The sequence below is a fragment of the Nonomuraea sp. NPDC001831 genome, from assembly GCF_042892035.1.
GTDB lineage: Bacteria > Actinomycetota > Actinomycetes > Streptosporangiales > Streptosporangiaceae > Nonomuraea.
Window position 1 is genome coordinate 283,599 of sequence record NZ_JBIATU010000003.1, and the last position, 22,034, is coordinate 305,632.

Consider the following 22,034-nt stretch of genomic DNA (forward strand, 5'->3'; position numbering starts at 1 on the left):
GAGGGGAGCCGGTCAGGGGGCGGCGCCGGCGAGCATGTCGCCGGCCGCCGTCCGGCGGTAGACGACCTGCTTGCCGAGGCGCAGGCCCACCGCCAGCCCGCCGTCGCTGAGCACCCCCAAGTGCTGGCTGACCGCGCCCGGGGTGAGCGACATCCGGGCGGCCAGTGCCGAGGTGGTGCTCGGCTCGGCCAGCGCGAGCAGGATCTGCGCCCGGCTGCGGCCGATGAGCGCGGCCAGCGCGCCGGGGGCGGGCGGCGGGCCCTGCTCCCACAGCGTGCCGACGCCGAGCACCGGATACACGAGCATCGACTGGTACGGCGCCGACATCACGGCCACCGACGGCCAGTAGAACGCGCTCGGCACCAGCAGCAGCCCGTCGCCGTGCAGGCCGCCCGCGTGGCACCAGGGCCGGTCGATGAGCAGCTGCTCCCCCGTCCACTCCACGGCGGGGCCGAGCCCGGCGAACAGCTCCCTGGCCCCGCCTTGGGCGAGCTGGCGGGAGCGGCGCAGCACGTCGCGTTCGAGCAGCCCGTAGACGCGCGGCCAGAACTCCTCGAAGCAGGCCCGCCAGTACGTCTCCAGCGCCGCCGCCACCCGCGCCACGCCGGCCGCGGGGTCGGCCATGAACCGGTCGAGCAGCGCCCGGTCGGTGCCCGCGATGGTGCCCGCGATGGTGGCGGCCTCGGTGCGGGCGCGTTCCGGCGGGGTGTTGCGGACCTGCTCCAGCTCGGCGGCGAAGTCGGGCAGCGGCGTGCGCGGGGGCGGGGTGATGAAGTCGGCCAGGTAGCCGCTCGGCGGCACCAGCGCGAACAGCTCGTCGAGGTCGAGCCCGGCCAGCCGGGGGCGCACGGCCTTGATCCAGGGCAGGTGGATCGACTGCCTGGAGGGGTCCTGGAGGGTGCGCAGGCTCGCGACCAGCTCCCACATGGGCGAGAACGCGAACCGGATGCGCGCGACGTCCTCCGGCTTGAGGTCCCAGGTGACGGCCATGGTTTTAGTGTGCACTAAATCGATGGCGCCTCGGCGTCCCAGACCTGACCCTTGGTCCGTGTCTAGCACCGCTGTTGAGAAGCCTTCCTTCCTCCGCTCCCAGATCGGCGGGCTGCCGCGGCCCTTCTGGGCTCTGTGGAGCGGCACCCTCGTCAACCGCCTGGGCACCCTGGTCATGCCGTTCACCGGCGTGTACCTGACCCACTCCCGCGGCATGTCGGTGACCGCCGTGGGCCTGGTCATGGGCGTCTACGGCGCGGGCTCGCTGCTGTCGCAGATCCTCGCCGGCGTGCTCACCGACCGGATCGGGCGCCGGGTCACGCTGGCGGGCGGCATGCTGGCCACCGCCGCCACCATGCTGGCGCTCGGTTACAGCACCTCGCTGCCGGCGATCGTCGCCTCCATGTTCGTGCTCGGGCTGGTGATCGACATCTACCGGCCGGCGTCCAGCGCCCTCGTGGCCGACCTGGTGTCGCCGTCGGAGCGGGCCCGCGCGTACGGGCTGCTGTTCTGGGCGATCAACCTGGGTTACGCGGTCGGCATGACGGCCGGCGGGTGGCTGGCGAGCGTCGGGTTCGCCTGGTTGTTCTGGATCGACGCGGCCTCGTGCCTGGTCTTCGCCGCGCTGGTGTGGCGGGCGGTGCCCGAGACCCGGCCGCCGGCGCGCGAGTCGTCCGGGGGGTTCGGCGTCGTGCTGCGCGACCGGCTGATGGTGGCCTTCACGCTGGTCGTGCTCGGCAACGCGCTGGTCTACCTGCAGACCGTGACCATGCTGCCGGTCGCGATGACGTCGGTGGTGAAGCTGACGCCGGGGCAGTTCGGCCTGGCCATGGCGCTGAACGGGGTGCTGATCGTCGTCGTGCAGCCGCTGGTGTCCGGCTGGCTCGGGCGCAGGGACCCCTCCCGCACGTTCGCGCTCGGGCTGGCGGTCATGGGGGCCGGGTTCGCGCTGACGGCCTTCGTCACCACGACGTTCTGGCTGGCCGTCACGATCGGGGTGTGGACCGTCGGCGAGATCATCACCGCGGGCATCGCCGGGACGATCGTGGCCGCGCTGGCCCCCGAGCACCTGCGGGGGCGGTACTCGGGGCTGTTCGGCTTCGCCTGGTCGCTGGCCTCGGTGCTGGCGCCGCTGATGGGCGGCCCGCTGCTCGCGGCCGGGCCGAAGACGTTGTGGTTCGCCGTGGGCGGCGTCGCGCTGGTCTCGGCGGCCGGCATGCTGGCCCTCGGCCCGGCGATCCGCCGGCGCTGACGCCGGCCTGAGGTTCTGGGCGGCGTTTCAACGGAATCCGCTGCCGTTGAGAGAATTTTGATCGGATGTTGGCTTCGTCCCGATAATTTCCTGCCGATCACGGAAGGAAATGGTGGGATGCGCCACGCAGTCTGGGCGCGCCGGGTGGTGACGAGGCTGGCCACGCCCCGCGTCGCGATCGGGATCGCCACGTTCGCCGTCGTGCTGGAGCTGGCCGACATCTGGGTGACCGCCCAGTTGCCGCCGTCGCCGTCCACGCCGCTGCCGTTCGCGCCGGAGGACATGGCGGGCACGGCCTTCCCGGTCTTCGGCGCGATCCTCGTGCACAGCAGGCCGCGGCTGGTCATCGGCTGGCTGCTGTGCCTGGGCGGGGCGAGCGCGGCGGCCAACATCCTGTCGGCCAACCTCTACCAGCTGCTCGACGGACGGCCGGGGCCGCGCTGGCCGGTCGTCAACCTGACCTGGAACGTCTGCGAGCTGACCCTCGGCGTCCTGCTGCCCCTGCTGTACCCGGTGGGCAGGCTGCTGTCGCGGCGCTGGCGGGCGGTGATCGCGCTGGCCGTGGCCGGGCAGGCGCTGGACTGGGCCGGGCTGCTGACCGGCCGGCCGGAGCTGCGCGAGGCCGGGCACGGCGCGCTCTCGGCGAGCATGGTGCTGGCCTTCGCCTCGCTGGTCGTGCGCTTCCGGCGCGGCGACGCGGTCGAGCGGCGGCAGCTCCTGTGGCTGCTGGTGGCCCTGCCGGGCCTGCTGGTGCCCTGGATGCTCGGCGAGGACGTCTGGTGGGTGGCCTCGCTGGCCATCCCGTTGATCCCGGCGGCCATCGCCGTGGCGGTGCTGCGCTACCGGCTGTTCGGCATCGACACGCTGATCAGCAGGGCGCTGGTGGGCACCGGCCTGGCCATCGTGATCACCCTCGTGTACGTGGCGGTCAGCGCGGCGCTCAGCCTGTTCCTGTCGGAGGTGGACCGGATCGCCGGGATCCCGGCGGCCCTGTTCGCCGGGGCGTTCTTCCAGCCGATGCGCCGCGGCCTGCAACGCGGCGTGGACCGCCTGCTGTACGGCAGCACCGGCGTCCCCGGCACGCTGGCCCGGCGGCTGCGGCACCGGCTGCAGCACACCGACCCGGTGCACGGCCTGCTGGCCACGCTCGACGTGCTGCGCGATGGCCTGTCGGTGACCGGCGTGGCGGTCGAGGCCGACGGCGCGGTCACCACGTCCGGCGTGGTGGGCGCGGCGGCCAGGACGGTGCCGCTGGTGTGGCACGGCGAGCCGGTCGGGCTGCTGCTGATCGGGCCGACGGACCGGCGCAGGTTCCCCGCGGCCCACGACGAGCGGGTGATCGCCACGATCACGCCGTACATCGCCGACGCCGCGCACGCCGTACGGCTGACGGCGGCGTTGCAGCGCTCGCGCGAGCGCATCCTGACCGCGCGGGAGGAGGAACGGCGGCGGCTGCGCCGCGACCTGCACGACGGGCTCGGCCAGTCGCTCACCGGCATGGCCATGTCGATCAACGCCGCCCGGCTGACCATGCACAGCGCCCCCGAGCAGGCCGACCGGCTGCTGGCCGGGCTGCGCGCCGGCATGGACGCCGTGACCGGCGACATCCGCCAGCTCGTCTACGGCCTGCGCCCGCCCGCCCTGGACGAGCTGGGCCTGGCCGGCGCGATCGAGGAGCTGGCCGGGACGCCGATCGAGACGTCGGGCGAGCTGACCGGCCTGCCCGCCGCGGTCGAGGTCGCGGCCTACCGCATCGTGCAGGAGGCGCTCACCAACGCCCGCAAGCACGCCAGTGCCTCGCGGATCACGGTGGCGCTGCGCCGCGACGACCGGCTGCGCGTCACGGTCCGCGACGACGGGATCGGCCTGCCGCCGGACGCGCGGCCCGGCGTCGGGCTGGGCTCGATGCGCGAACGGGCCGCCGAGCTCGGCGGCACCTGCGCCGTACGAACGGGACCAGGAGGTGGCACGGTTGTCCACGCCGAACTTCCCCTGTGACAATTCGCCATATCCCCGGACGTGTTCTCCCTCTACGCTTACCCCTGACATGCTGACATTCACCGCACTGGGACCGTTCCACGCCTGGAGCGACGGCGTCCCCCTCGACCTCGGCGGCCAGCGGCAGCGGGCGGTGCTCGCCCGTCTGCTCGTGGCGGGCGGCCGGGCCGTGCCCGTGCACACCCTCATCGACGAGCTGTGGCCGGGCGATCCGCCCGCGCAGGCCCTGTCCACCATCCAGGGCTACGTCTCCCGGTTGCGGCGCGCGCTGGAGCCCGGCCGCGCGCCGCGCGAGGAGGCCGAGGTGCTGGTCTCGGCCGCGCCCGGCTACGCGCTGCGGGCCACGCCCGAGCAGGTGGACTCGTGGCGGTTCGAGGGCCTGGTGAAGACCGAGGGGCCGCCGCCGCAGGTGTGGGCGGCCATGGAGAGCGCGCTCGGGTTGTGGCGCGGGCCGGCGCTGGCCGAGTTCGCCGAGCTGACCTGGGCGGCGACCGAGGCGGGCCGGCTGGAGGAGCTGCGGCTGATCGCGGTCGAGCGGCGCGCCGACGCCGGTCTCGCGCTCGGCCGGGCCACCTCCCTGGTGGCCGACCTGGAGGCGCACGCCTCGGCCCATCCGCTGCGCGAGGAGGCGTGGCGGCTGCTGGCCCTCGCGCTGTACCGGATGGGCCGCCAGGGCGACGCGCTGGCCGCGCTGCGCCGGGCCCGCGCGGTGTGGCGGGACGAGCTGGGGCTCGACCTGTCGGCCGGGCTGCGCCGGCTGGAGGCCGACATGCTGGCCCAGCGGCTGGAGGAGCCGCCGCCCGTGCCGTCCGCCCCGTCTCCCGCGCCGTCTCCTGCGCCGTCTCCCGTGCCGGCCGCCGACGAGCGGGTGCTGCGCGTGCTGGTGGCCGACGACCAGGCGCTCGTACGGGCGGGGCTGCGCGCCATGCTCGACAGCGAGGACGGCGTCGTGCTGGCCGGCGAGGCCGCCAACGGCGAGGAGGCCATCGCGGGGGTGCGCGCGCACCGGCCGGACGTCGTGCTGCTGGACATCCAGATGCCGCACCTGGACGGCCTGGCCGCCGCCCGCCGGATCCTGGCCGGGGAACGCCCGCCCAAGGTCGTCATGATGACGACATTCGGCAGCGACGAGAACCTGTACGCGGCGCTGCGCGCGGGCGTGAGCGGCTTCGTGCTGAAGACCTCGGCCCCCGAGCAGTTCCTGGCCGCCATCAGGGCGGCCGCCGTCGGGGACGCGCTCATCGACCCGGCGGTCACCACCCGGCTGATCTCGGCGTTCGCCGGCCGCACCGACCCGGCCTCGCCGCCGGCGCTGGCCGGGCTCTCCGACGCCCGGCTCGACGTGCTCAAACTCGTCGCGCGCGGGCTGACGAACCGGCAGATCGGCCAGACGCTCGCGCTGCCCGAGGAGGAGGTGGCGGCGCTGGTGAAGTCGCTGCTGGACCACCTGGGGCTGTTCGACCGGGCGCAGCTGGTGATGGCGGCTTACGAGTCCGGATTGGTCACTCCTGGCGACATGGGACACTTTTCGTCGCTTTGACGATAAAAATCGGGTCGTACTAGGCTAATGACGTGGCACAACTGCGCATAGCCCTGGCACAGACGAATCCGACCGTCGGCGACCTGGCCGCCAACGCCGAGCGGCTGGTCGCGTGGACCCGTGACGCCGCCGAGCGGGGCGCTCACCTCGTCGTCTTCACCGAGATGTTCCTCACCGGCTATCCCGTCGAGGACCTGGTGCTGCGCACGTCCTTCGTGGACGCCAGCGTCAGGACCCTGGAGGAGGTGGCGCGCAGGCTCGACCGCGAGGGACTGGGCGACCTCCCCGTGGTCGTCGGCTACGTCGACCGCGCCGGCCTGGCCCCCCGCGTGGGGCAGCCCAAGGGCGCGCCGCTGGACGCGGCCGCGCTGCTGCACAAGGGCGAGGTCGTCACCCGCACGGCCAAGCACCACCTGCCCAACTACGGCGTGTTCGACGAGTACCGCTACTTCGTGCGCGGCGACCGGTTGCCGATCTTCCGGTTGCACGGCGTGGACGTGGCGATCGCGGTCTGCGAGGACCTCTGGCAGGAGGGCGGGCCGGTGTCCGTCGTCGGCCAGGCGGGCGCCGGGCTGCTGGTGGTGCCGAACGCCTCGCCGTACGAGAAGGAGAAGGACGACGTACGGCTGGAGCTGTGCGCCCGCAGGGCGCGCGAGGCCGGCTGCGCGCTCGCCTACGTCAACCAGGTCGGCGGCCAGGACGAGCTGGTCTTCGACGGCGACTCGATCGTCGTGGACGGCTCGGGCGAGCTGGTCGCGCGGGCCGGCCAGTTCCGCGAGGAGCTGCTGGTCGTGGACCTCGACCTGCCGGTCTCCGACGCCGAGCCCGGGACGTTCCCCTACGACGCCCTCGACGGCACCACGATCACCGTGGAGCGCCGGGTGCTCTCCCAGGAGCCCGTGGCGCCCTACCCGGCGGCGCCCGCCCCCGTCGCCGAACGGCTCGACCTGCACGCCGAGGTGTACTCGGCCCTGGTGCTCGCGGTACGCGACTACGTGGCCAAGAACGGCTTCCAGTCGGTCATCCTGGGCCTGTCGGGCGGCATCGACTCGGCCCTGACGGCGGCCATCGCCTCCGACGCGATCGGCCCGTCGCGGGTGCACGTCGTGCTCATGCCCTCGCGCTACTCCTCCGACCACTCCCTGGCCGACGCCGAGGACCTGGTGGCCAGGCAGGGCATCAACTCCAGGATCGCGCCGATCGCCGAGATCGTCACGGCCTTCGAGAAGGAGATCGAGCTGTCCGGCCTGGCCGCGGAGAACCTCCAGGCCAGGGTGCGCGGCATGATCCTCATGGGCCTGTCGAACGAGCACGGCCACCTGGTGCTGACCACCGGGAACAAGAGCGAGCTGGCGACCGGCTACTCCACCCTCTACGGCGACTCGGCCGGCGGCTTCGCCCCGATCAAGGACGTGCCGAAGACGATGGTGTGGGAGCTGTCCAAGTGGCGCAACGCGCACACCTGCGAGGGCTTCCTGATGGACGTCGAGCAGCCGATCCCGGAGAACTCGATCACCAAGGAGCCCAGCGCCGAGCTCCGTCCCGACCAGCGCGACACCGACTCGCTGCCGCCGTACGAGGTGCTGGACCGGCTGCTGGACGACTACGTGGAGAAGGACATGGGCTCGCAGGAGCTCATCGCGGCCGGGCACGACCCGGCGCTGGTCACGCGGGTGATCAGGCTGGTGGACCTGGCGGAGTACAAGCGCCGCCAGTACCCGCCGGGTCCCAAGATCACGCCGAAGAACTTCGGGCGCGACCGCCGTCTGCCCATCACCAACCGGTGGCGCGAGACGACGACCTGACCCCATCGCCCTCGTCCACCCACAAGAAGAGCGGCAGGTCCGCCCGCCCCTCCGCTCCGGAGGGGCGGAGGGGCGGGCGGATTGTCGGTCGTGGATGGCAGGGTGGGGCCGTGGCACAACCGCTCAAAGACCTGATCAACGCCCGGTCCGTCTCGGTGCTGGCCGACGGCATGGCCGCCGTGTGGCCGTCGTTCCCGCGCGCCCGGTTCACCGAACGCGCCCTGGCCGGGCTCGGCCCGCTGGAGCTGAAGGGCCGCGTCAGGCACGTCTCCACGGCCCTCCACGACGCCCTGCCGCTGCCCTATCCGTGGGCCGCCGAGCTGGTGCGGGCCTGCGCCGCGCGCGGGGAGCTCGACCTGTGGAGCGGCTGGCCGCTCACCGACCACACCGCCGTCCACGGGCTCGGCCACCTGGAGGCGGCGATGGCCACGCTGGCGGCGCTCACGCCGTACTCGACGGGCGAGTTCGCCGTGCGCCCCTACCTCCACCACCACCGCGACGACGCCCTCAAGATCATGTACTGCTGGGCCGAGTCCCCCGACGAGCACCTGCGCCGCCTGGCCTCCGAAGGCTCCCGGCCGCGCCTGCCGTGGGCTCCGCGGGTCGGCTGGCTGATGGCGCCCGGCCCCACCCTGCCCCTGCTCGACCTGCTGCGCGACGACCCGAGCGAATACGTCCGCCGCTCGGTCGCCAACCACGTCAACGACCTGGCCAAGGACCACCCCGACGCGGCGCTCGCCTTGCTGGCCCGCTGGCGGGCGGGCGGCGGCTCGCACGTCGAGCGGGTCGTCCGCCACGCGGTGCGCGGGCTGCTGCGCTCGGGGCATCCCGAGGCGCTCGCGCTGCTGGGCGCCACGCCGGGCAGCGGCTCGGCGTGGGCGCTCACCCTGGAGTCCGACACGGTCGCCGTCGGCGGCAGCCTGACCTTCACCGTCACGGTCACGGCGGGCGCGCCAGGCCCGCTGGTGGTCAAGTACGCCGTCCGCCGGGCGGGCTCGCGCCGCGTCTTCCACCTGGGCGAACGGTCGGCCACCGCCGAGGGGGCGGAGTTCACGCTGCGCAAGAGCCATTCCTTCCGCCCGGTCACCACCCGCAACGAGCCGCCCGGCCCGCGCGAGCTCGACGTCATCGTCAACGGCCGCGTGGCGGCCACCGCGCCCTTCACCCTGACCGGCGCCCCCGGCCCGGCGGCTCAGGCGGCTCAGGGCACGGCGCGACAGTAGGGCACAGGCCACCCCGGAACGACGAACGGAGGCCGTCCCGAGGGACGCGCCTCCGTGCGGGTGAGGGAGATTCAGGGCTCGGCGCGGTCTCCGGCCAGCCCGAGCAGGACCATGTCGACCACCCGTTCGGCCAGGTCGGCCGGGAGGTCGCCGGCCGGTCCCCACTTCGACTGCCACATCATCGTGCCGGAGAACAGGGACATCACCAGGTCGACGTCGAGACCGGGCCGGAGCTCGCCGGTGGCGACGCCGCGCTCGACCACCGAGCGCAGCGCCTCCCTGCGCGGCTCGACGGCCCGCTTCACGAAGCGCTCCATCAGCCGGGGATAACGATCGGCCTCGCTCATCGCGATGTTCATCACGCACCGGGTGCGGGCCTGGCCCGCCTCCCTGCGCATCGCGTCCAGCAGGACGATCAGGTCGTCGCGCACGGAGAGGCCGGACAGCGGCGGGAGCGGCGCCTTCAGCGTGGAGAGGGCGTCGACGACCAGGTCCTCCTTGTTGGACCAGCGCCGGTAGATCGTGGTCTTGCCGACGCCCGCCCGCGACGCGATGGCCTCGATCGACAGCTCCGACACCCCCATGCCCTCACCGATCAGGTCGAGGGTCGCGTCGATGATCGCCTTCTCGGCCTTCTCGCTGCGCGGACGGCCCGCCGGGCGGGCAGTCCCTGAATCCTGGATCGTCATCGCGGCCTCACACTACCGCTGGTTCCTTCTGTTCCGCCTGCTGGACCGGGCGCGCCTTGCCCGGCATCCACTTGGCCACCACCGCGACGCCCACCAGGCCGATCACGGCCGACACCATCGCCGTGACGTGCATGCCGTCGACGAAGGCGGTGAAGGCGGGCTTGATCAGCGCATGGCCGCGCTCGCCGAGCGTTCCGGCGAACTGCAGCGTCTGCATGATCGACTCACCGGCGGTGTGCGGGGCGCCGGCGGGGAGCGCCGAGGCGATCTCGCCGCGGTAGCTGCTGGACAGGACGGAGCCGAGCACGGCCACGCCGAGCGCGCCGGCGACCTGGCGGACGGTGTTGCTCATGGCCGAGCCCACACCGGCCTTCTCCCTGGGCAGCGCCTCCATGATGGCGGTGGTCGCGGGCGGCATGATGTTCGCCATCGCCGCGCCCTGGACGAAGAAGATGATCTCGATCAGCACCACGGGCGTGTCGACGTCCATCAGCGCGTAGCTGCCCAGCGCCGCGGTCACCACGAGCATGCTGACCGTGGCCGACAGCTTGGCGCCGAAGAGCTGGTTCACCCGCTGGCTGAGCGGCGCGAAGATGAGCTGCGCGGCGGCGAACGGGATCATCAGGGCCCCCGCCTGGATCGGGCTGAAGCCCAGCACGATCTGCAGGTAGAAGGTCAGGAAGAACATCCCGCCCATCATCGCGAAGAAGACCAGGCCCATCATGCCGATGGCCGAGCTGAACCGTACGTTGCTGAAGTTGCGCACGTCGAACACCGGGTTGTCGATGCGCCGCTCCCACCACACGAACACGCCCAGCACGAGCAGGCCGGCCACCGTCGGGACGATCACCTCGGCGTTCGCCAGGGTGCCCAGGTCGCCGCCGCGGATGATGCCGTAGACCAGCGCGACCAGACCGATGATCGACAGCAGCACGCCCACCGGGTCGAGCTTGGACGGCTTCGGGTCACGCGACTCGGGCACGAAGGCGGCGATGAGGACCATGCTGATCACCACGATCGGCACGTTGATCAGGAAGACCGAGCCCCACCAGAAGTGCTCGATGAGCAGGCCGCCGGTGATCGGGCCGATCGCCACCGCGAGCCCCACGCCGCCGGCCCAGACGCCGATCGCCTTGCCACGCTCGCCGGGCGGGAACACGTTGGAGATGATCGCCAGCGTGGCCGGCATGATCGCCGCGCCGCCGATGCCCATCGCCGCCCTGGCGAGGATCAGCTGCATCGGGTCCTGGGAGTAGGCGCTGGCCAGCGAGGCCAGGCCGAACAGCGCCATGCCGATGAACAACATGCGCTTGCGGCCCGTGCGGTCGCCGATCACGCCGAAGGTGAACAGCAGCCCGGCGAAGACCAGCGTGTAGGAGTTGATCGCCCACTCCAGCTGGCCCTGCGTCGCACCCAAGCCGGCATGGGGGTCGGCGATGGTCTTCATCGCCACGTTGAGAATCGTGTTGTCCAGCACGACCGCCAGGAGGCTGAACACCAGCACTCCCAGGATGCCCCACCTGCGTGGATGCCCCGCGTTCTGATCCATGAGAACGTCCTTAATTTCGATACGACCAAGTTTCGCAACGACACCGTATCGCAAGGCATTCCGATACGCAACGGTCCCGTTTCGTAACTTTCCTCTGACGGGCGGAGTGCGCACGGGGAAACAACGGGGAAACCCCGTTCACCCCGGCGCAGGGCGTCACAACCACCCCCCGCACAGGCCGTCACGAAGCCTGCGGGCACCGCTGACACACCCGCCGGCCCGACGGCCCGGCAGGCTGGAACCCCCCGGATCAGCTCTTGGCCGCCGCCGGAGGCTGGACGTGCTCCTCGGCCTCGACCGGTGTGCCCGCGACCGGCGGACGCCGCCGCCACAGCGGCAGCGCGACCGCCACCATGACCACCCCGACCAGCCCCGCCACCACGAACGCCCACGTCGGCCCGCTGCCGTCGATGATCGCCCCGGCGATGGGCGAGGACGCGGCCCCGCCGATGAGCAGGGCCGTGCCGTGCAGGCCCATCGCCTCGCCCCTCGCCGCGGCGGGCACCCAGCGGCTGAGCACGTCGACGGTGGAGGACAGCGCCGGGGCGCACAGCAGACCGGCGGGCAGCATCGCCAGGATCAGCCACCGCCAGTCGGCGCCGGCCAGGCCCACGGGGATGGTCAGCAGGCCCATGCCCGCGATGAGCACCAGGGGCGAGAACCCGCGCGACAGCCCGCCGTAGACGAAGCCCCCGACCAGCGAGTAGAGGCACCAGATCGCCACGGCGAGGCCGACCCACTGCGTCTCGCCCGCGGTGTTGATGGTGGCCACCAGCCCGAGCTCGGTCGCGGTGAGGATGAACGTGGCCGCCGCCGTGGTGCCGAGCAGCGCGACGAAGCCCGGCGTGAGCCACTGCCGCCGCGGCACCTTCACCACCGGCTCCTCCAGCTCGACGGCCGACCGGGTGGGCGGGTTGAACACGATCAGGCCGAGGCCCGCGGCCGTGATGCCGACGCCGATGAGGACCAGCGTCGTCGTGCTGCCCAGTGTGGTGATGCCGGCCGCGGCGAGCGCGGGACCGGTCATGTACGACAGCTCGACCAGCATCGAGTCGAGCGTGAACCCGGTGCGCCGCTGCTCCGGCGGCACCAGCGCGGCCAGCGACTGCCTGGTCACGCTGAACACCGGCAGGTTGAGCAGGCCCGCCAGGGCCGCCATGACGGCGAGGGCGGGCAGCGGCAGCGCCCACGCGCACGACCAGAACACCGCCTGGGCCAGGGTGGTGACGACGAGCACGGGACGCACCCCGTGGCGGTCGACCATCCGGCCCGACAGCGGCGAGCCGACGGCCATGCCGACCGTGCTGGCCATCGTCACCACGCCGGCCTCGACGTAGCCCAGGCGCAGCCCGAAGACCACGTGGAGGGTGAGCGCCATTCCCATGGCGGTGGCCGGGACGCGCGCGAGCATCCCCACCAGGAGCAGAGTGCGGACGCCGGGCAGCCGGAAGAGCCTGCGGTATTGGTCGAGAGCCATGGTGTGTCGTTTACCTCCGCGTCGATTGTGTCAAGAGGCACCGACAGTTTCGCCACTGGATTTCCCGCATGACATCATCGAAGGAGTCCGGGGACGTCACTGGGACGCCTCGAGACGTTTCTGGAGGGAGTTCCATGTCTTCCACCACGTCTTCCACCACGCTGTACGGCGGCGCGTCAGGGCGCCGGATCACCGTCCGCGACCTCGCGGCGGCCAAGGAGCGCGGAGAGCGGTGGCCCATGGTCACCGCCTACGACGCGATGACGGCCCGGGTGTTCGACCAGGCGGGCGTGCCCGTGCTGCTGGTCGGCGACTCCGCGGCCATGGTCGTCTACGGCTTCGACTCCACCCTCCCGGTCACCCTCGACCACCTCGTCCCGCTCACCGCGGCCGTGGTGCGGGGGTCGTCGCGGGCGCTCGTCGTGGCCGACCTGCCGTTCGGGTCGTACCAGGGGTCGCCGCAGCAGGCGCTGGAGTCGGCGGCCAGGTTCATGAAGGAGGCGGGCGCGCACGCGGTCAAGCTGGAGGGCGGCCGGCGGGTGCTGCCGCAGGTCGAGGCGCTGGTGTCGGCGGGCGTGCCGGTCATGGCCCACCTCGGGCTCACGCCGCAGTCGGTCAACGCGCTCGGCGGCTACCGGGTGCAGGGGCGCGGGCAGTCGGGCGACGAGCTGATGGCCGACGCCAAGGACCTGGAGCGGGCCGGGGCGTTCGCGGTGGTGCTGGAGTGCGTGCCGGCCGACCTGGCGCACCGGGTGACCACGTCGTTGTCGGTCCCGACGGTCGGCATCGGGGCGGGGCCGTCCACGGACGCGCAGGTCCTGGTGTGGCAGGACCTGATGGGGCTGACGCCGCGCCCGGCCAAGTTCGTCAAGCGCTACTTCGACCTGGCCTCGGAGATGGACCGCGCGGTGCGGGCCTTCGCCGACGAGGTGACCTCGGGGGCCTTCCCGGCCCCCGAGCACACCTACAGCTGACCGCGCGCGCCGTCCCGCACCGCGAGGAAGCCCCGGGTGCCCTCCCGCGCCCCGCGCATCCGGGACGCGCTCACCCCGCCGCGCCCTAGAGCGTGGCGGGGTCGGTGTTGGAGCCGCACACCACGACGGCCACCCGCTCCCCCGCCGCGGGCCGGTAGGCCCCCGACAGCAGCGCCGCGTACGCCGCCGCGCCCGCGGGCTCGGCCACCAGCCGGTGCCGCTCCCACAACGTCCGCCGGGCCGCGACGATCGCGTCGTCGTCCACCAGGACGCTGTCCACCCCGGCCCCCGACAACACCTCGAACGCCAGCCCGCCGAGCTGCGTGGCGCCGAGCGCGTCGGCCGCCACGCCGCCCACCGGCACCGGCACCGGACGGCCCGCGCGCAGCGCCTCGTGCAGCGTGGGGATGGCGTACGGCTCCACCGCCACGATCCGCGGCGCGTCACCCCCGGCACGGGCCCCCAGCGTGATCCCGCCGGCCAGCCCGCCGCCGCCCACGGCCACCACCACCGTGTCCACGCCCCCGGTCTGCTCCATGATCTCCAGCCCGGTCGTGCCCTGCCCGGCCAGCACCTCGGCCTGGTCGTAGGCGTGCACGGTCAGCGCGCCCGTCTCGGCGGCGCGTTTGGCGGCGGCCTCCGCGGCCTCGGAGTAGATGGCCCCGATCTGGGTGGTGTGCGCGCCGAGTGCCTTGAGGCCGGCCACCTTCACCGGGCTCGTCACCTCCGGCACGAAGATCTCGGCCCGCACGCCGAGCGCCCTGGCGGCGTGGGCGACGGCCAGCCCGTGGTTGCCGCCGCTGGCCGCGATGACCCCGGAGGCGGGCAGCGGGCCGGCCGACAGGATGCGGTTGAAGGCCCCCCGCACCTTGAAGGAGCCCGAGTGCTGCAGCAACTCCAGCTTCAATGACAGGCCCGGCGAGATCTCCAGGACGGGCGTGCGCAGCACGTGCCCTTCGATCCGGCCGGCCGCGTCGAGGACATCCTGGTATGTGACGGTGGTCACGGCTCTCCTTCGGTCGTGCGCCCGCGATCAGCGGGCATGAGCCGACGCTATCCGAGCGCCTGGGCCACGTCTGCCCACAGGTCCTCGGGATGCTCGATGCCCACGGCCACGCGCACCATGCCCTCGCTCACGCCGTGCCTGGCCAGGTCCTCGGGGCCGAGGAAACGGTGTGAGGTGGTGGCGGGCTGCATGACGCGGGTCTCGACGCCGCCGAGCGAGGGCGCGATGCGCGCCAGCCGTACGGACCGCATGAACGCCTCCCCCGCCGCCCGCCCGCCGGCCAGCTCGAAGGAGAACACGCCGCCGAAGGCGGGCAGCAGCTTGGCGGCCAGCTCGTACGACGGATGCGCGGGCAGCCCCGGCCAGTGGACGGCCGTTACGGCGGGGTGCTCGGCGATCCGGCGGGCCAGGAGGTCGGCGTTGGCGCAGTGGCGTTCCATGCGCAGCGGCAGCGTCTGGATCCCGCGCAGCGTCAGCCAGGCCGTGAAGGGCGCGGCCGCGGCCCCCAGTTCGGTGGCGAAGTGCCAGACCTTTCCGTACAGGTCGGGGTCGGCGAAGACGGCGATGCCGCCGATCACGTCACCGTGCCCGGACAGGTACTTGGTGGCGGAGTGCACGACGACGTCGGCGCCGTGCTCAAGGGGACGGCAGAGCACCGGCGTGGCGAAGGTGTTGTCCACCACCGACAGGACGCCCAGCTCGCGGGCCGTGGCGCACATCGCGGGCAGGTCGGCGACCAGCCCCATCGGGTTGCTGATGGTCTCCAGGTAGACCAGCCGCGTCTCGGGCCGGACGGCGGCGCGCAGCGCGGCGGGGTCGTTCTCGGGGACGTGGGTGACGGCGATGCCGAACCGGCCGGCCAGGTCGTTGAGCATGGTGGCGGTGCCGCCGTACAGGGACCGCTGGGCGATCAGGTGGTCGCCCGGCTTGAGCAGGGCGAGCAGCACGGTGTTGATCGCGCCCATGCCGGAGGCGGCGGCCAGCGCGGCGGCGCCGCCCTCCAGGCCGGACACCGCCAGCTCCAGGGCGCGCACGGTCGGGTTGGTGTCGCGGCCGTAGACGAAGGCGTCGTCGGGGCGGGTCATCGCCACGCCCATCAGCTCGGGGTCGTCGAAGGCGAACCCGGCGCTCTGGTAGATGGGCATGCCGATCGGCCGGCTGCCCTCGACCGGGGGCTGCGGCAGGTGGACGGCACGCGTCTCAGGGCGAAAATCACTCATGTCATCGAATATCCCCTGGATTGGTGCGCGAGTGCAGAGCCAATACCGGAGAATTGGTCCATGAAGAGGGCCAATCCCGATGACCTCGTCCATCTGCTGGGCCGGTGGGCCTCCGGGCGCGGGCCGCTCTACCTGCTGCTCGCCGCCCGGCTGCGGGCGCTGATCGACGACGGCGTGCTGCCGCCCGGCGAACGGCTGCCGCCCGACCGGGTGCTGGCCGACCGGCTCGCCGTCGGCCGCGGCACGGTGGTCGCCGCCTACGAGCTGCTCCAGCAGGAGGGCCGGGTGACGCGCCGCCAGGGCAGCGGCACCCGCGTCGCGCCGGGCGACCCGCCGGCCACCAGGACCGCCAACGGCGTGGCGGCCAACCCGCTGATGCTGAACCTCCTGCACGACTCCGACGGCGTGCGGCTGCTGACCTGCGCGGCGCCGGACGACCCGCCGCCGGCGCTGTTCGAGGCGTACCAGGAGGCGGGGGCGCGGGTGGCCGGCCGGCGCGACCTGGGCTACCACCCGGCGGGCGACCCCGCGCTCCGGGAGGCGCTGGCGGGCTACTACGCCGCGCGCGGCCTGCCCACCACGGCCGACCAGATCATGGTGACGACGGGCGCGCAGCAGGCGCTCACGCTGCTGGCCGGCCTGCTGGTGGCGCCGGGCGACACCGTGCTGACCGAGGCGCCGACGTACCCGGGGGCGCTGGAGGTGTTCCGGCACGCGGCGGCCGTCGTCAAGCCCGTCGACCTGGGCGACGCGGGCGGCGACCAGACGCTGCGCGCGATGCGCGAGCGGCCGGCGCTGGTCTACAGCGTGCCCACTGCGCGCAACCCCGACGGCGCGGTCATGGACGACCCGGGCCGCAGGCGGCTGGCCGCCCTGGCCGCCGCGCACGACGTGCCGCTGGTCGACGACGAGGTCTGCGCCGAACTGTGCTTCTCGGGCGGGACGCCGGCGCCGGTGGCGGCCTTCGGCGGGGGCGAGCGGATGGTCACCGTCGGCTCGCTGAGCAAGCTGGTGTGGGGCGGGCTGCGGGTGGGCTGGATCCGCGCGGCCGCCCCGCTGGTCTCGCGGCTGGCCAGGCTGCGGGCCGTGCACGATCTCGGCGGCGAGGTCTTCAGCCAGCTCGCCGCCGTCGCGCTGCTGCGCCGCCTGGACGAGGTGCGCGAGTCCCGCGTACGCGCCCTGCGCCGGCGGCACGACCACCTGTGCGCCGAGCTGCGGGCGCGCCTGCCGTCCTGGACGTTCGAGCCGGCCCAGGGCGGCCAGACCGTCTGGGTGCGCCTGCCGCGCGGCGACGCCGGCTCCTTCGCCCAGGTGGCGCTCCGGCACGGCGTCGCGGTGCCGCCGGGCGGCTCCTTCGACCCGCTGGGCGGCCACGCCGGCCACCTGCGCCTGCACTTCCTGTTCCCCGAGGAGGAGCTGTCGCGGGCGGTGTGCGACCTCGCGGCGGCCTGGGCGGCCTACGACGGCGCCGGGAAACCCGTCTCCCGGCACGCCCTCGTCGTCTGACAGGGTGGGGGCCATGGAAACGACCTTCGTGCTGGTGCACAGCCCCTCCGTCGGGCCCTCGACGTGGGCTCCGGTGGCCGAGTCGCTGGCGCGGCGCGGCCGGGCGGCCGTCGTCCCCGACCTCACCGGCGTGTCCGCCGGCGGGGCGCCGTACTGGCCGCGCGTGGTCGCGGCGGTGCGCGCGGCCGTGCACTCCGACGGGCCGCTCGTGCTGGTGGCGCACAGCAACGCCGGGTTCTTCGTGCCGGTGATCAAGGAGGGGCTGGGCGACCGGGTGGTGGCGTGCGTGTTCGCCGACGCGCACGTGCCGCCGTCCCAGGGGCTGGTCAGGACCGCCGAGGAGGGCTTCCTGCCGTTCCTGCGCGGCCTGGCGGGCCCCGACGGCGTGCTGCCGCGCTGGACCGACTGGTGGGACGAGGAGGACATCGTGGCCATGCTCCCCGACCCCGCCCAGCGGCTGCTGGTCACCGGCGAGCAGCCGCGGCTGCCCCTCGACTACTACACGCAGCCCGTCCCGGTGCCGGCGGGCTGGGACGCGGTCAGGTGCTCGTGCCTGTGGTTCGGGCCGCCGTACGAGGAGGTGGCCCGCGACGCGGCCGGGCGCGGCTGGCCGGTGACCCGGCTGCCCGGCCTCCACCTGCACCAGGTGATCGACCCCGAGGGGGTCACGGACGCGCTGCTGAAGCTGTCCAGGAAGTCGTGAATTCTTCACTGTCGGCCCCCTGACCCGTCCGGCCATAGTCGGACACATGATCGAGGTGACCGAGCTCAGGAAGAACCACGGGACATTCGCGGCGGTCAGGGGCGTCTCGTTCCGGGTGGGCGAGGGCGAGATCTTCGCCCTCCTCGGCCGGAACGGCGCCGGCAAGACCACCACGGTCGAGGTGCTGGCCGGCTTCCAGCGCCCGGACGGCGGCGCCGTCCGGGTCGCCGGCCTCGACCCCTGGTCCGACCGCGCGGCCGTACGGCAGCGCGTCGGCATCATGCTCCAGGAGGCCGGCTTCTTCCCCGACCTGACGGTCGCCCAGACGGTCGAGGTCTGGCGCGACTTCACCCCCGCGCCGCGCCCGGCCGGGGAGGCGCTCGACCTGGCCGGCCTGACGGACAGGGCCGGGACCAGGGTGCGCCAGCTCTCCGGCGGCGAGAAGCGCCGGCTCGACCTGGCGCTCGCCCTGCTCGGCCGCCCCGACGTGCTGTTCCTCGACGAGCCCACGACCGGCATGGACCCCGAGGCCCGCGCGAACACGTGGGAGGTCGTCTCCGGCCTGGCCGCGCGCGGCACCACGATCCTGCTCACCACCCACTACCTGGAGGAGGCTCAGCGGCTGGCCTCGTCCATGGCGATCATGGACAGGGGCGAGATCGTCGCGGCCGGCGGGATGGCCGAGACGCTGGCCGCGCGGGGCGGACGGGTGACCTTCCGGCTGCCCGCCGGGGTCGCCGCGGACGACCTCCCGCTGCCGGTCACCGTGGACGGCGGCACCGCCGTGTGCCGGGCCGAGGACCCCGACCTGGCCGCGCAGACGCTGCTGACCTGGGCGGCCGGCCGCGGGCTGCGGCTGACCGGCCTGGAGGTCCGCGCGGCCACCCTCGAAGACCTCTTCCTCGACCTGCCCAGGAGCGCCCGATGAGCCTGACCGCCACCTACCGTCTCGGCACCCGCCTGTTCTGGCGCGACCGGGCCATGCTGGCCGCCTCGGTGATCACCCCGGTCGGGCTGACCGTCGGCATGCCGGCGCTGATGCGGCACGTCACCGGCGGCGGCGTGCCGTTCGCGACGGCGGTGTTCCACAGCTCGCTGGCGATCGTGCTGGCGCTCACCGCGTTCATGAACATCGCGGTCGCGCTGACGAACCGGCGCGACCAGCTCGTGCTCAAGCGGCTGCGGGCCGGGCTGCTGACCGACGCGCAGATCCTGGCCGGCCAGGTCGCCAGCACGGCCACGCAGACCTTCCTGGTGATCGTGTTGTGCGCGGTGGCCGTGCGGTTCGCCGCCGGGGTGCCGCTGCCGGACGACCCGCTGCTGTTCGCCGCCATGACCGCCGCGGGCTCGGCCGTCATGGCGCTGCTGGGGGCGGCCTACACGGCGGCGATCCCGCGGAGCGAGCTGGCCGGGGCGTTCGCCATGCCGGTGTTCCTGGTCGCCGCCGTGTCGGCGGGCGCGATGGGGTCGATCCCGCTGCCCTCGTGGCTGAGCCCCGTGCTGGACCTGCTGCCCACCTCGGCCGTGGTGCACGCGGTGAAGACCGGGGACGCGCTCGTGCCGGCGCTCGTCCTGGCCGGTTGGGCGGTGGTGGGCGGGGTGGCGATCCGGCTGTGGTTCCGCTGGGAACCGCGCCGGTCATGAGTCGGACATAATCGCTGCTGTGGTGGTCTCGTCCTCGGCGCAGAGGCTCGCGCGCGTGCTCATCACCGGCGTCTCGGTCGTCTATTCGCTCATCGGGCTGCTCTACTTCATGGGCGGCCCGGCGATCGGGCTGCTCGCGGCGGCCGTGACGGTCGCCGTCGTCTCCACCCACTACGTCAACATGCGGGCCGCCCTGCGCGGCGGGCGGCCGCCGCTGTTCCCGGCCACGCTGGTGCTCCAGGCCGTCGTCACCTACGCGGGCGACTACCTGCTGCCGAGCGGGTGGTCGTCGATCGCCGCCCCGCTGCTGGCCGGGACCCTGCTCGTGTTCCTGGGGCTGCGCTGGGCCGTGCCGCTGGTCGTCCTCATGATGTCGTACGAGGGCGCCATCATGTGGATCGGCCCCCACTACGCCGTGGTCACCCTGTTCTACGTGATCGCCGTCCCCATCACCGGCTCGATGATCTACGTCCTGGTCCGGCTCGTCCGCGTCGCCGCCGAGCTGGAGGAGGCCAGGGCCGAGCTGGCCGACGCCGCCGTGCTCAAGGAACGCCTGCGCATCTCCCGCGACCTGCACGACGGCCTGGGCCGCAGCCTCACCGCCATCGCGCTCAAGGGCGACCTGGCCGCCCGCCTGATGGACCGCGACCCCGCCTCGGCCCGCGGCGAGGTGGGCGAGCTGGTACGCGTCGCCCGCGAGGCCGCCCAGGACGTCCGGCACGTGGCCCGCGGCTACCGCGCGATGTCGCTGAGCGGCGAGACCGACCGCGCGGCCGCCCTGCTGGAGTCGTCGGGGGTGAGCTGCCAGGCGCACCTGGCCGACGTGGCGCTGCCCCGGCGGGCGGAGGAGGCGCTGGCGTGGGGGGTGCGCGAGGCGGTCACCAACGTCCTGCGCCACAGCAGGGCCACCACCTGCACGATCACCACGTCGCTGCGCGACGGCCGGGTCCGCCTGGAGGTCGCCAACGACGGCGCGGCCGGCACGCCGGCGCGCGAGCCCGGCGGTGGCCTGACCGGGCTCGCCGAACGGGCCTCGCAGGCGGGCGGCACGAGCGCCGCCGCCCCCACGGACGGCGGCGGCTTCCTGCTGACCATGGAGGTTCCGGCGTGATCCGGGTGCTGCTGGCCGAGGACATGCACATGATCCGCGCCGCGCTCACCGCCCTGCTCCGGCTGGAGCCGGACATCGAGGTGGTGGCGGAGGTCGTGCGCGGCGACGAGATCGTGCCGGTGGCCCTCGACGTCCGGCCCGACGTGGCGGTCGTGGACATCGACCTGCCGGTGACCGACGGCATCACCGCCGCCGCCGAGCTGCGCGAACGGCTGCCGTCCTGCCGGATCCTGGTGCTCACGGCCATGGGGCAGCCCGGCCACCTGCGCCGGGCGCTGGCCGCGGGCATCGAGGCGTTCCTGGTCAAAGACGCGCCGGGCGACCGTCTGGCCGAGGCCATCAGGCGCACCGCGGCCGGCCTGCGCGTGCTGGAGAGCGAGCTGGTCTCCTCGGCCATGGAGTACGGCGAGAGCCCGCTCACCCCCCGCGAGACCACCGTGCTCCGGCAGGCCGCCAGGGGCGCGACCGCCGAGGAGATCGCCGCCGGCCTGCACCTGTCGCCGGGCACGGTGCGCAACTACCTCACGGCCGCGATCACCAAGACGGGCGCCCGCAACAAGATCGACGCCGTCCGCGTCGCCGAGGACGCGGGCTGGCTCTAGACGTCGGTGACGCGCAGCCCGGCGTGGGCCTTGTAGCGGCGGTTGATCGAGATGAGGTTGGCGGTCAGCGCCTCGACCTGGTGGGCGTTGCGCAGCCGGCCGCCGTAGACGCCGCGCACCCCCGGGATCAGCTCGGCCAGCGCCTGCACGGTGTCGGTGGCCTCGCGGTCGTCGCCGAGCACCAGCACGTCGAGGTCGACCTTCTCCACGGCCGGGTCCATCAGCAGCACGGCCGACACGTGGTGGAAGGCCGCCACGACCCGGCTGTCGGGAAGCACCGCGGCGGCCTGCTGGGCGGCGCTGCCCTCTTCCACCGGCAGCGCGTAGGCGCCCTGCTTGTCGAAGCCGAGCGGGTTGACGCAGTCGACCACGATCTTCCCGGCCAGCTCGGCGCGCAACGACTCCAGCAGCGCCTTGTGCCCCTCGTACGGCACCGCCACGATCACGACGTCGGCCTCGGCCGCGACGTCGGCGTTGGCCCCGCCCCGCGCGCCGGAGCCGATCGAGGCGGCCGCCTCCTGGGCCCGCTCGGCGCTGCGCGAGCCGATCAGCACCGTGTGCCCGGCCAGCGCGAATCGCCGCGCCAGCCCCTTCCCCTGGTCGCCGGTGCCGCCGAGGATCGCGACGGAGAGCCCGTTCACATCTGTCATGACTCCGATCATGCCAGCCCCGGCCGCGCGGGCCGCAGTCCGGGGGCGGCCACCCGGCCGCGAACGGGCCACCTGCGCCGCGCTCCTCGTGCACC

19 protein-coding genes are annotated in these 22,034 nt (G+C 73.7%); 12 read left to right on the forward strand and 7 right to left on the reverse strand.

The window, feature by feature from the left end; all coding sequences use genetic code 11:
• Positions 1-12 precede the first annotated feature (12 nt).
• Entirely contained in the window at positions 13-990 is a 978-nt protein-coding gene (locus ACFYYW_RS12335) for a DUF5937 family protein (protein ID WP_387647734.1), read from the reverse strand.
• Between the two features lie 58 nt (positions 991-1,048).
• Here ACFYYW_RS12335 and ACFYYW_RS12340 point away from each other — a divergent pair, with 58 nt between their 5' ends.
• The 5 genes from ACFYYW_RS12340 to ACFYYW_RS12360 all read left to right on the forward strand — a co-directional run bounded on the left by ACFYYW_RS12340 (position 1,049) and on the right by ACFYYW_RS12360 (position 8,808).
• Entirely contained in the window at positions 1,049-2,242 is a 1,194-nt protein-coding gene (locus tag ACFYYW_RS12340) for an MFS transporter (protein WP_352328051.1), read from the forward strand.
• A gap of 117 nt (positions 2,243-2,359) precedes the next feature.
• Entirely contained in the window at positions 2,360-4,240 is a 1,881-nt protein-coding gene (locus ACFYYW_RS12345) for a sensor histidine kinase (RefSeq protein ID WP_387647737.1), read from the forward strand.
• A gap of 49 nt (positions 4,241-4,289) precedes the next feature.
• Positions 4,290-5,780 carry a BTAD domain-containing putative transcriptional regulator gene (locus ACFYYW_RS12350; protein ID WP_387647740.1) on the forward strand — a complete coding sequence of 497 codons (1,491 nt, stop codon included), beginning with the start codon at positions 4,290-4,292 and terminating at the stop codon, positions 5,778-5,780.
• Positions 5,781-5,812: 32 nt separating this feature from the next.
• Positions 5,813-7,585: an NAD+ synthase gene (locus ACFYYW_RS12355; protein ID WP_387647743.1), complete on the forward strand. Its 1,773-nt coding sequence runs from the start codon at positions 5,813-5,815 to the stop codon at positions 7,583-7,585.
• A 110-nt stretch (positions 7,586-7,695) separates the two neighbouring features.
• On the forward strand, positions 7,696-8,808 hold the full coding sequence (locus ACFYYW_RS12360; protein WP_387647746.1) for a DNA alkylation repair protein: 1,113 nt from the start codon (positions 7,696-7,698) through the stop codon (positions 8,806-8,808).
• A gap of 71 nt (positions 8,809-8,879) precedes the next feature.
• Here the strand turns inward: ACFYYW_RS12360 and ACFYYW_RS12365 are convergent, their stop codons facing one another.
• From ACFYYW_RS12365 to ACFYYW_RS12375, 3 genes are all read right to left on the reverse strand, one after another.
• Positions 8,880-9,497: a TetR/AcrR family transcriptional regulator gene (locus ACFYYW_RS12365; protein WP_387647749.1), complete on the reverse strand. Its 618-nt coding sequence runs from the start codon at positions 9,495-9,497 to the stop codon at positions 8,880-8,882.
• Positions 9,498-9,504: 7 nt separating this feature from the next.
• Positions 9,505-11,046: an MFS transporter gene (locus ACFYYW_RS12370; protein ID WP_387647751.1), complete on the reverse strand. Its 1,542-nt coding sequence runs from the start codon at positions 11,044-11,046 to the stop codon at positions 9,505-9,507.
• A 250-nt stretch (positions 11,047-11,296) separates the two neighbouring features.
• Positions 11,297-12,523 (reverse strand): MFS transporter, encoded by a 1,227-nt coding sequence (locus tag ACFYYW_RS12375; protein ID WP_387647754.1) that lies wholly within the window; start codon positions 12,521-12,523, stop codon positions 11,297-11,299.
• Between the two features lie 134 nt (positions 12,524-12,657).
• On the opposite strand from ACFYYW_RS12375, the gene panB reads away from it, so the two are divergent.
• Entirely contained in the window at positions 12,658-13,497 is an 840-nt protein-coding gene (gene panB / locus ACFYYW_RS12380) for a 3-methyl-2-oxobutanoate hydroxymethyltransferase (protein ID WP_352327863.1), read from the forward strand.
• Positions 13,498-13,582: 85 nt separating this feature from the next.
• On the opposite strand, the gene ACFYYW_RS12385 is transcribed toward panB, so the two are convergent.
• Both ACFYYW_RS12385 and ACFYYW_RS12390 read right to left on the reverse strand, forming a co-directional pair.
• On the reverse strand, positions 13,583-14,503 hold the full coding sequence (locus ACFYYW_RS12385) for a serine/threonine dehydratase (RefSeq protein WP_387647757.1): 921 nt from the start codon (positions 14,501-14,503) through the stop codon (positions 13,583-13,585).
• A gap of 47 nt (positions 14,504-14,550) precedes the next feature.
• On the reverse strand, positions 14,551-15,723 hold the full coding sequence (locus tag ACFYYW_RS12390) for a trans-sulfuration enzyme family protein (protein WP_387647760.1): 1,173 nt from the start codon (positions 15,721-15,723) through the stop codon (positions 14,551-14,553).
• Between the two features lie 60 nt (positions 15,724-15,783).
• Here ACFYYW_RS12390 and ACFYYW_RS12395 point away from each other — a divergent pair, with 60 nt between their 5' ends.
• Genes ACFYYW_RS12395 through ACFYYW_RS12420 form a run of 6 tightly spaced genes read left to right on the forward strand, consistent with a single transcriptional unit; the run spans position 15,784 to position 21,289 of the window.
• Complete coding sequence (locus ACFYYW_RS12395; RefSeq protein ID WP_387647762.1) at positions 15,784-17,229, forward strand: PLP-dependent aminotransferase family protein; 1,446 nt, start codon at positions 15,784-15,786, stop codon at positions 17,227-17,229.
• Between the two features lie 13 nt (positions 17,230-17,242).
• Positions 17,243-17,932 (forward strand): alpha/beta hydrolase, encoded by a 690-nt coding sequence (locus tag ACFYYW_RS12400; RefSeq protein ID WP_352327859.1) that lies wholly within the window; start codon positions 17,243-17,245, stop codon positions 17,930-17,932.
• Between the two features lie 46 nt (positions 17,933-17,978).
• Positions 17,979-18,860 carry an ABC transporter ATP-binding protein gene (locus tag ACFYYW_RS12405; RefSeq protein ID WP_387647765.1) on the forward strand — a complete coding sequence of 294 codons (882 nt, stop codon included), beginning with the start codon at positions 17,979-17,981 and terminating at the stop codon, positions 18,858-18,860.
• Positions 18,857-19,576: an ABC transporter permease gene (locus ACFYYW_RS12410; RefSeq protein ID WP_387647768.1), complete on the forward strand. Its 720-nt coding sequence runs from the start codon at positions 18,857-18,859 to the stop codon at positions 19,574-19,576. The genes ACFYYW_RS12405 and ACFYYW_RS12410 overlap by 4 nt, the downstream gene beginning before the upstream one ends.
• Positions 19,577-19,595: 19 nt before the next feature.
• Positions 19,596-20,687 carry a sensor histidine kinase gene (locus ACFYYW_RS12415; protein WP_387647771.1) on the forward strand — a complete coding sequence of 364 codons (1,092 nt, stop codon included), beginning with the start codon at positions 19,596-19,598 and terminating at the stop codon, positions 20,685-20,687.
• On the forward strand, positions 20,684-21,289 hold the full coding sequence (locus ACFYYW_RS12420; RefSeq protein ID WP_352323860.1) for a response regulator transcription factor: 606 nt from the start codon (positions 20,684-20,686) through the stop codon (positions 21,287-21,289). The genes ACFYYW_RS12415 and ACFYYW_RS12420 overlap by 4 nt, the downstream gene beginning before the upstream one ends.
• Here the strand turns inward: ACFYYW_RS12420 and npdG are convergent.
• Positions 21,286-21,939 (reverse strand): NADPH-dependent F420 reductase, encoded by a 654-nt coding sequence (gene npdG / locus ACFYYW_RS12425; protein WP_352323861.1) that lies wholly within the window; start codon positions 21,937-21,939, stop codon positions 21,286-21,288. The two genes, ACFYYW_RS12420 and npdG, sit on opposite strands and share 4 nt — an antisense overlap.
• Positions 21,940-22,034: the final 95 nt, after the last annotated feature.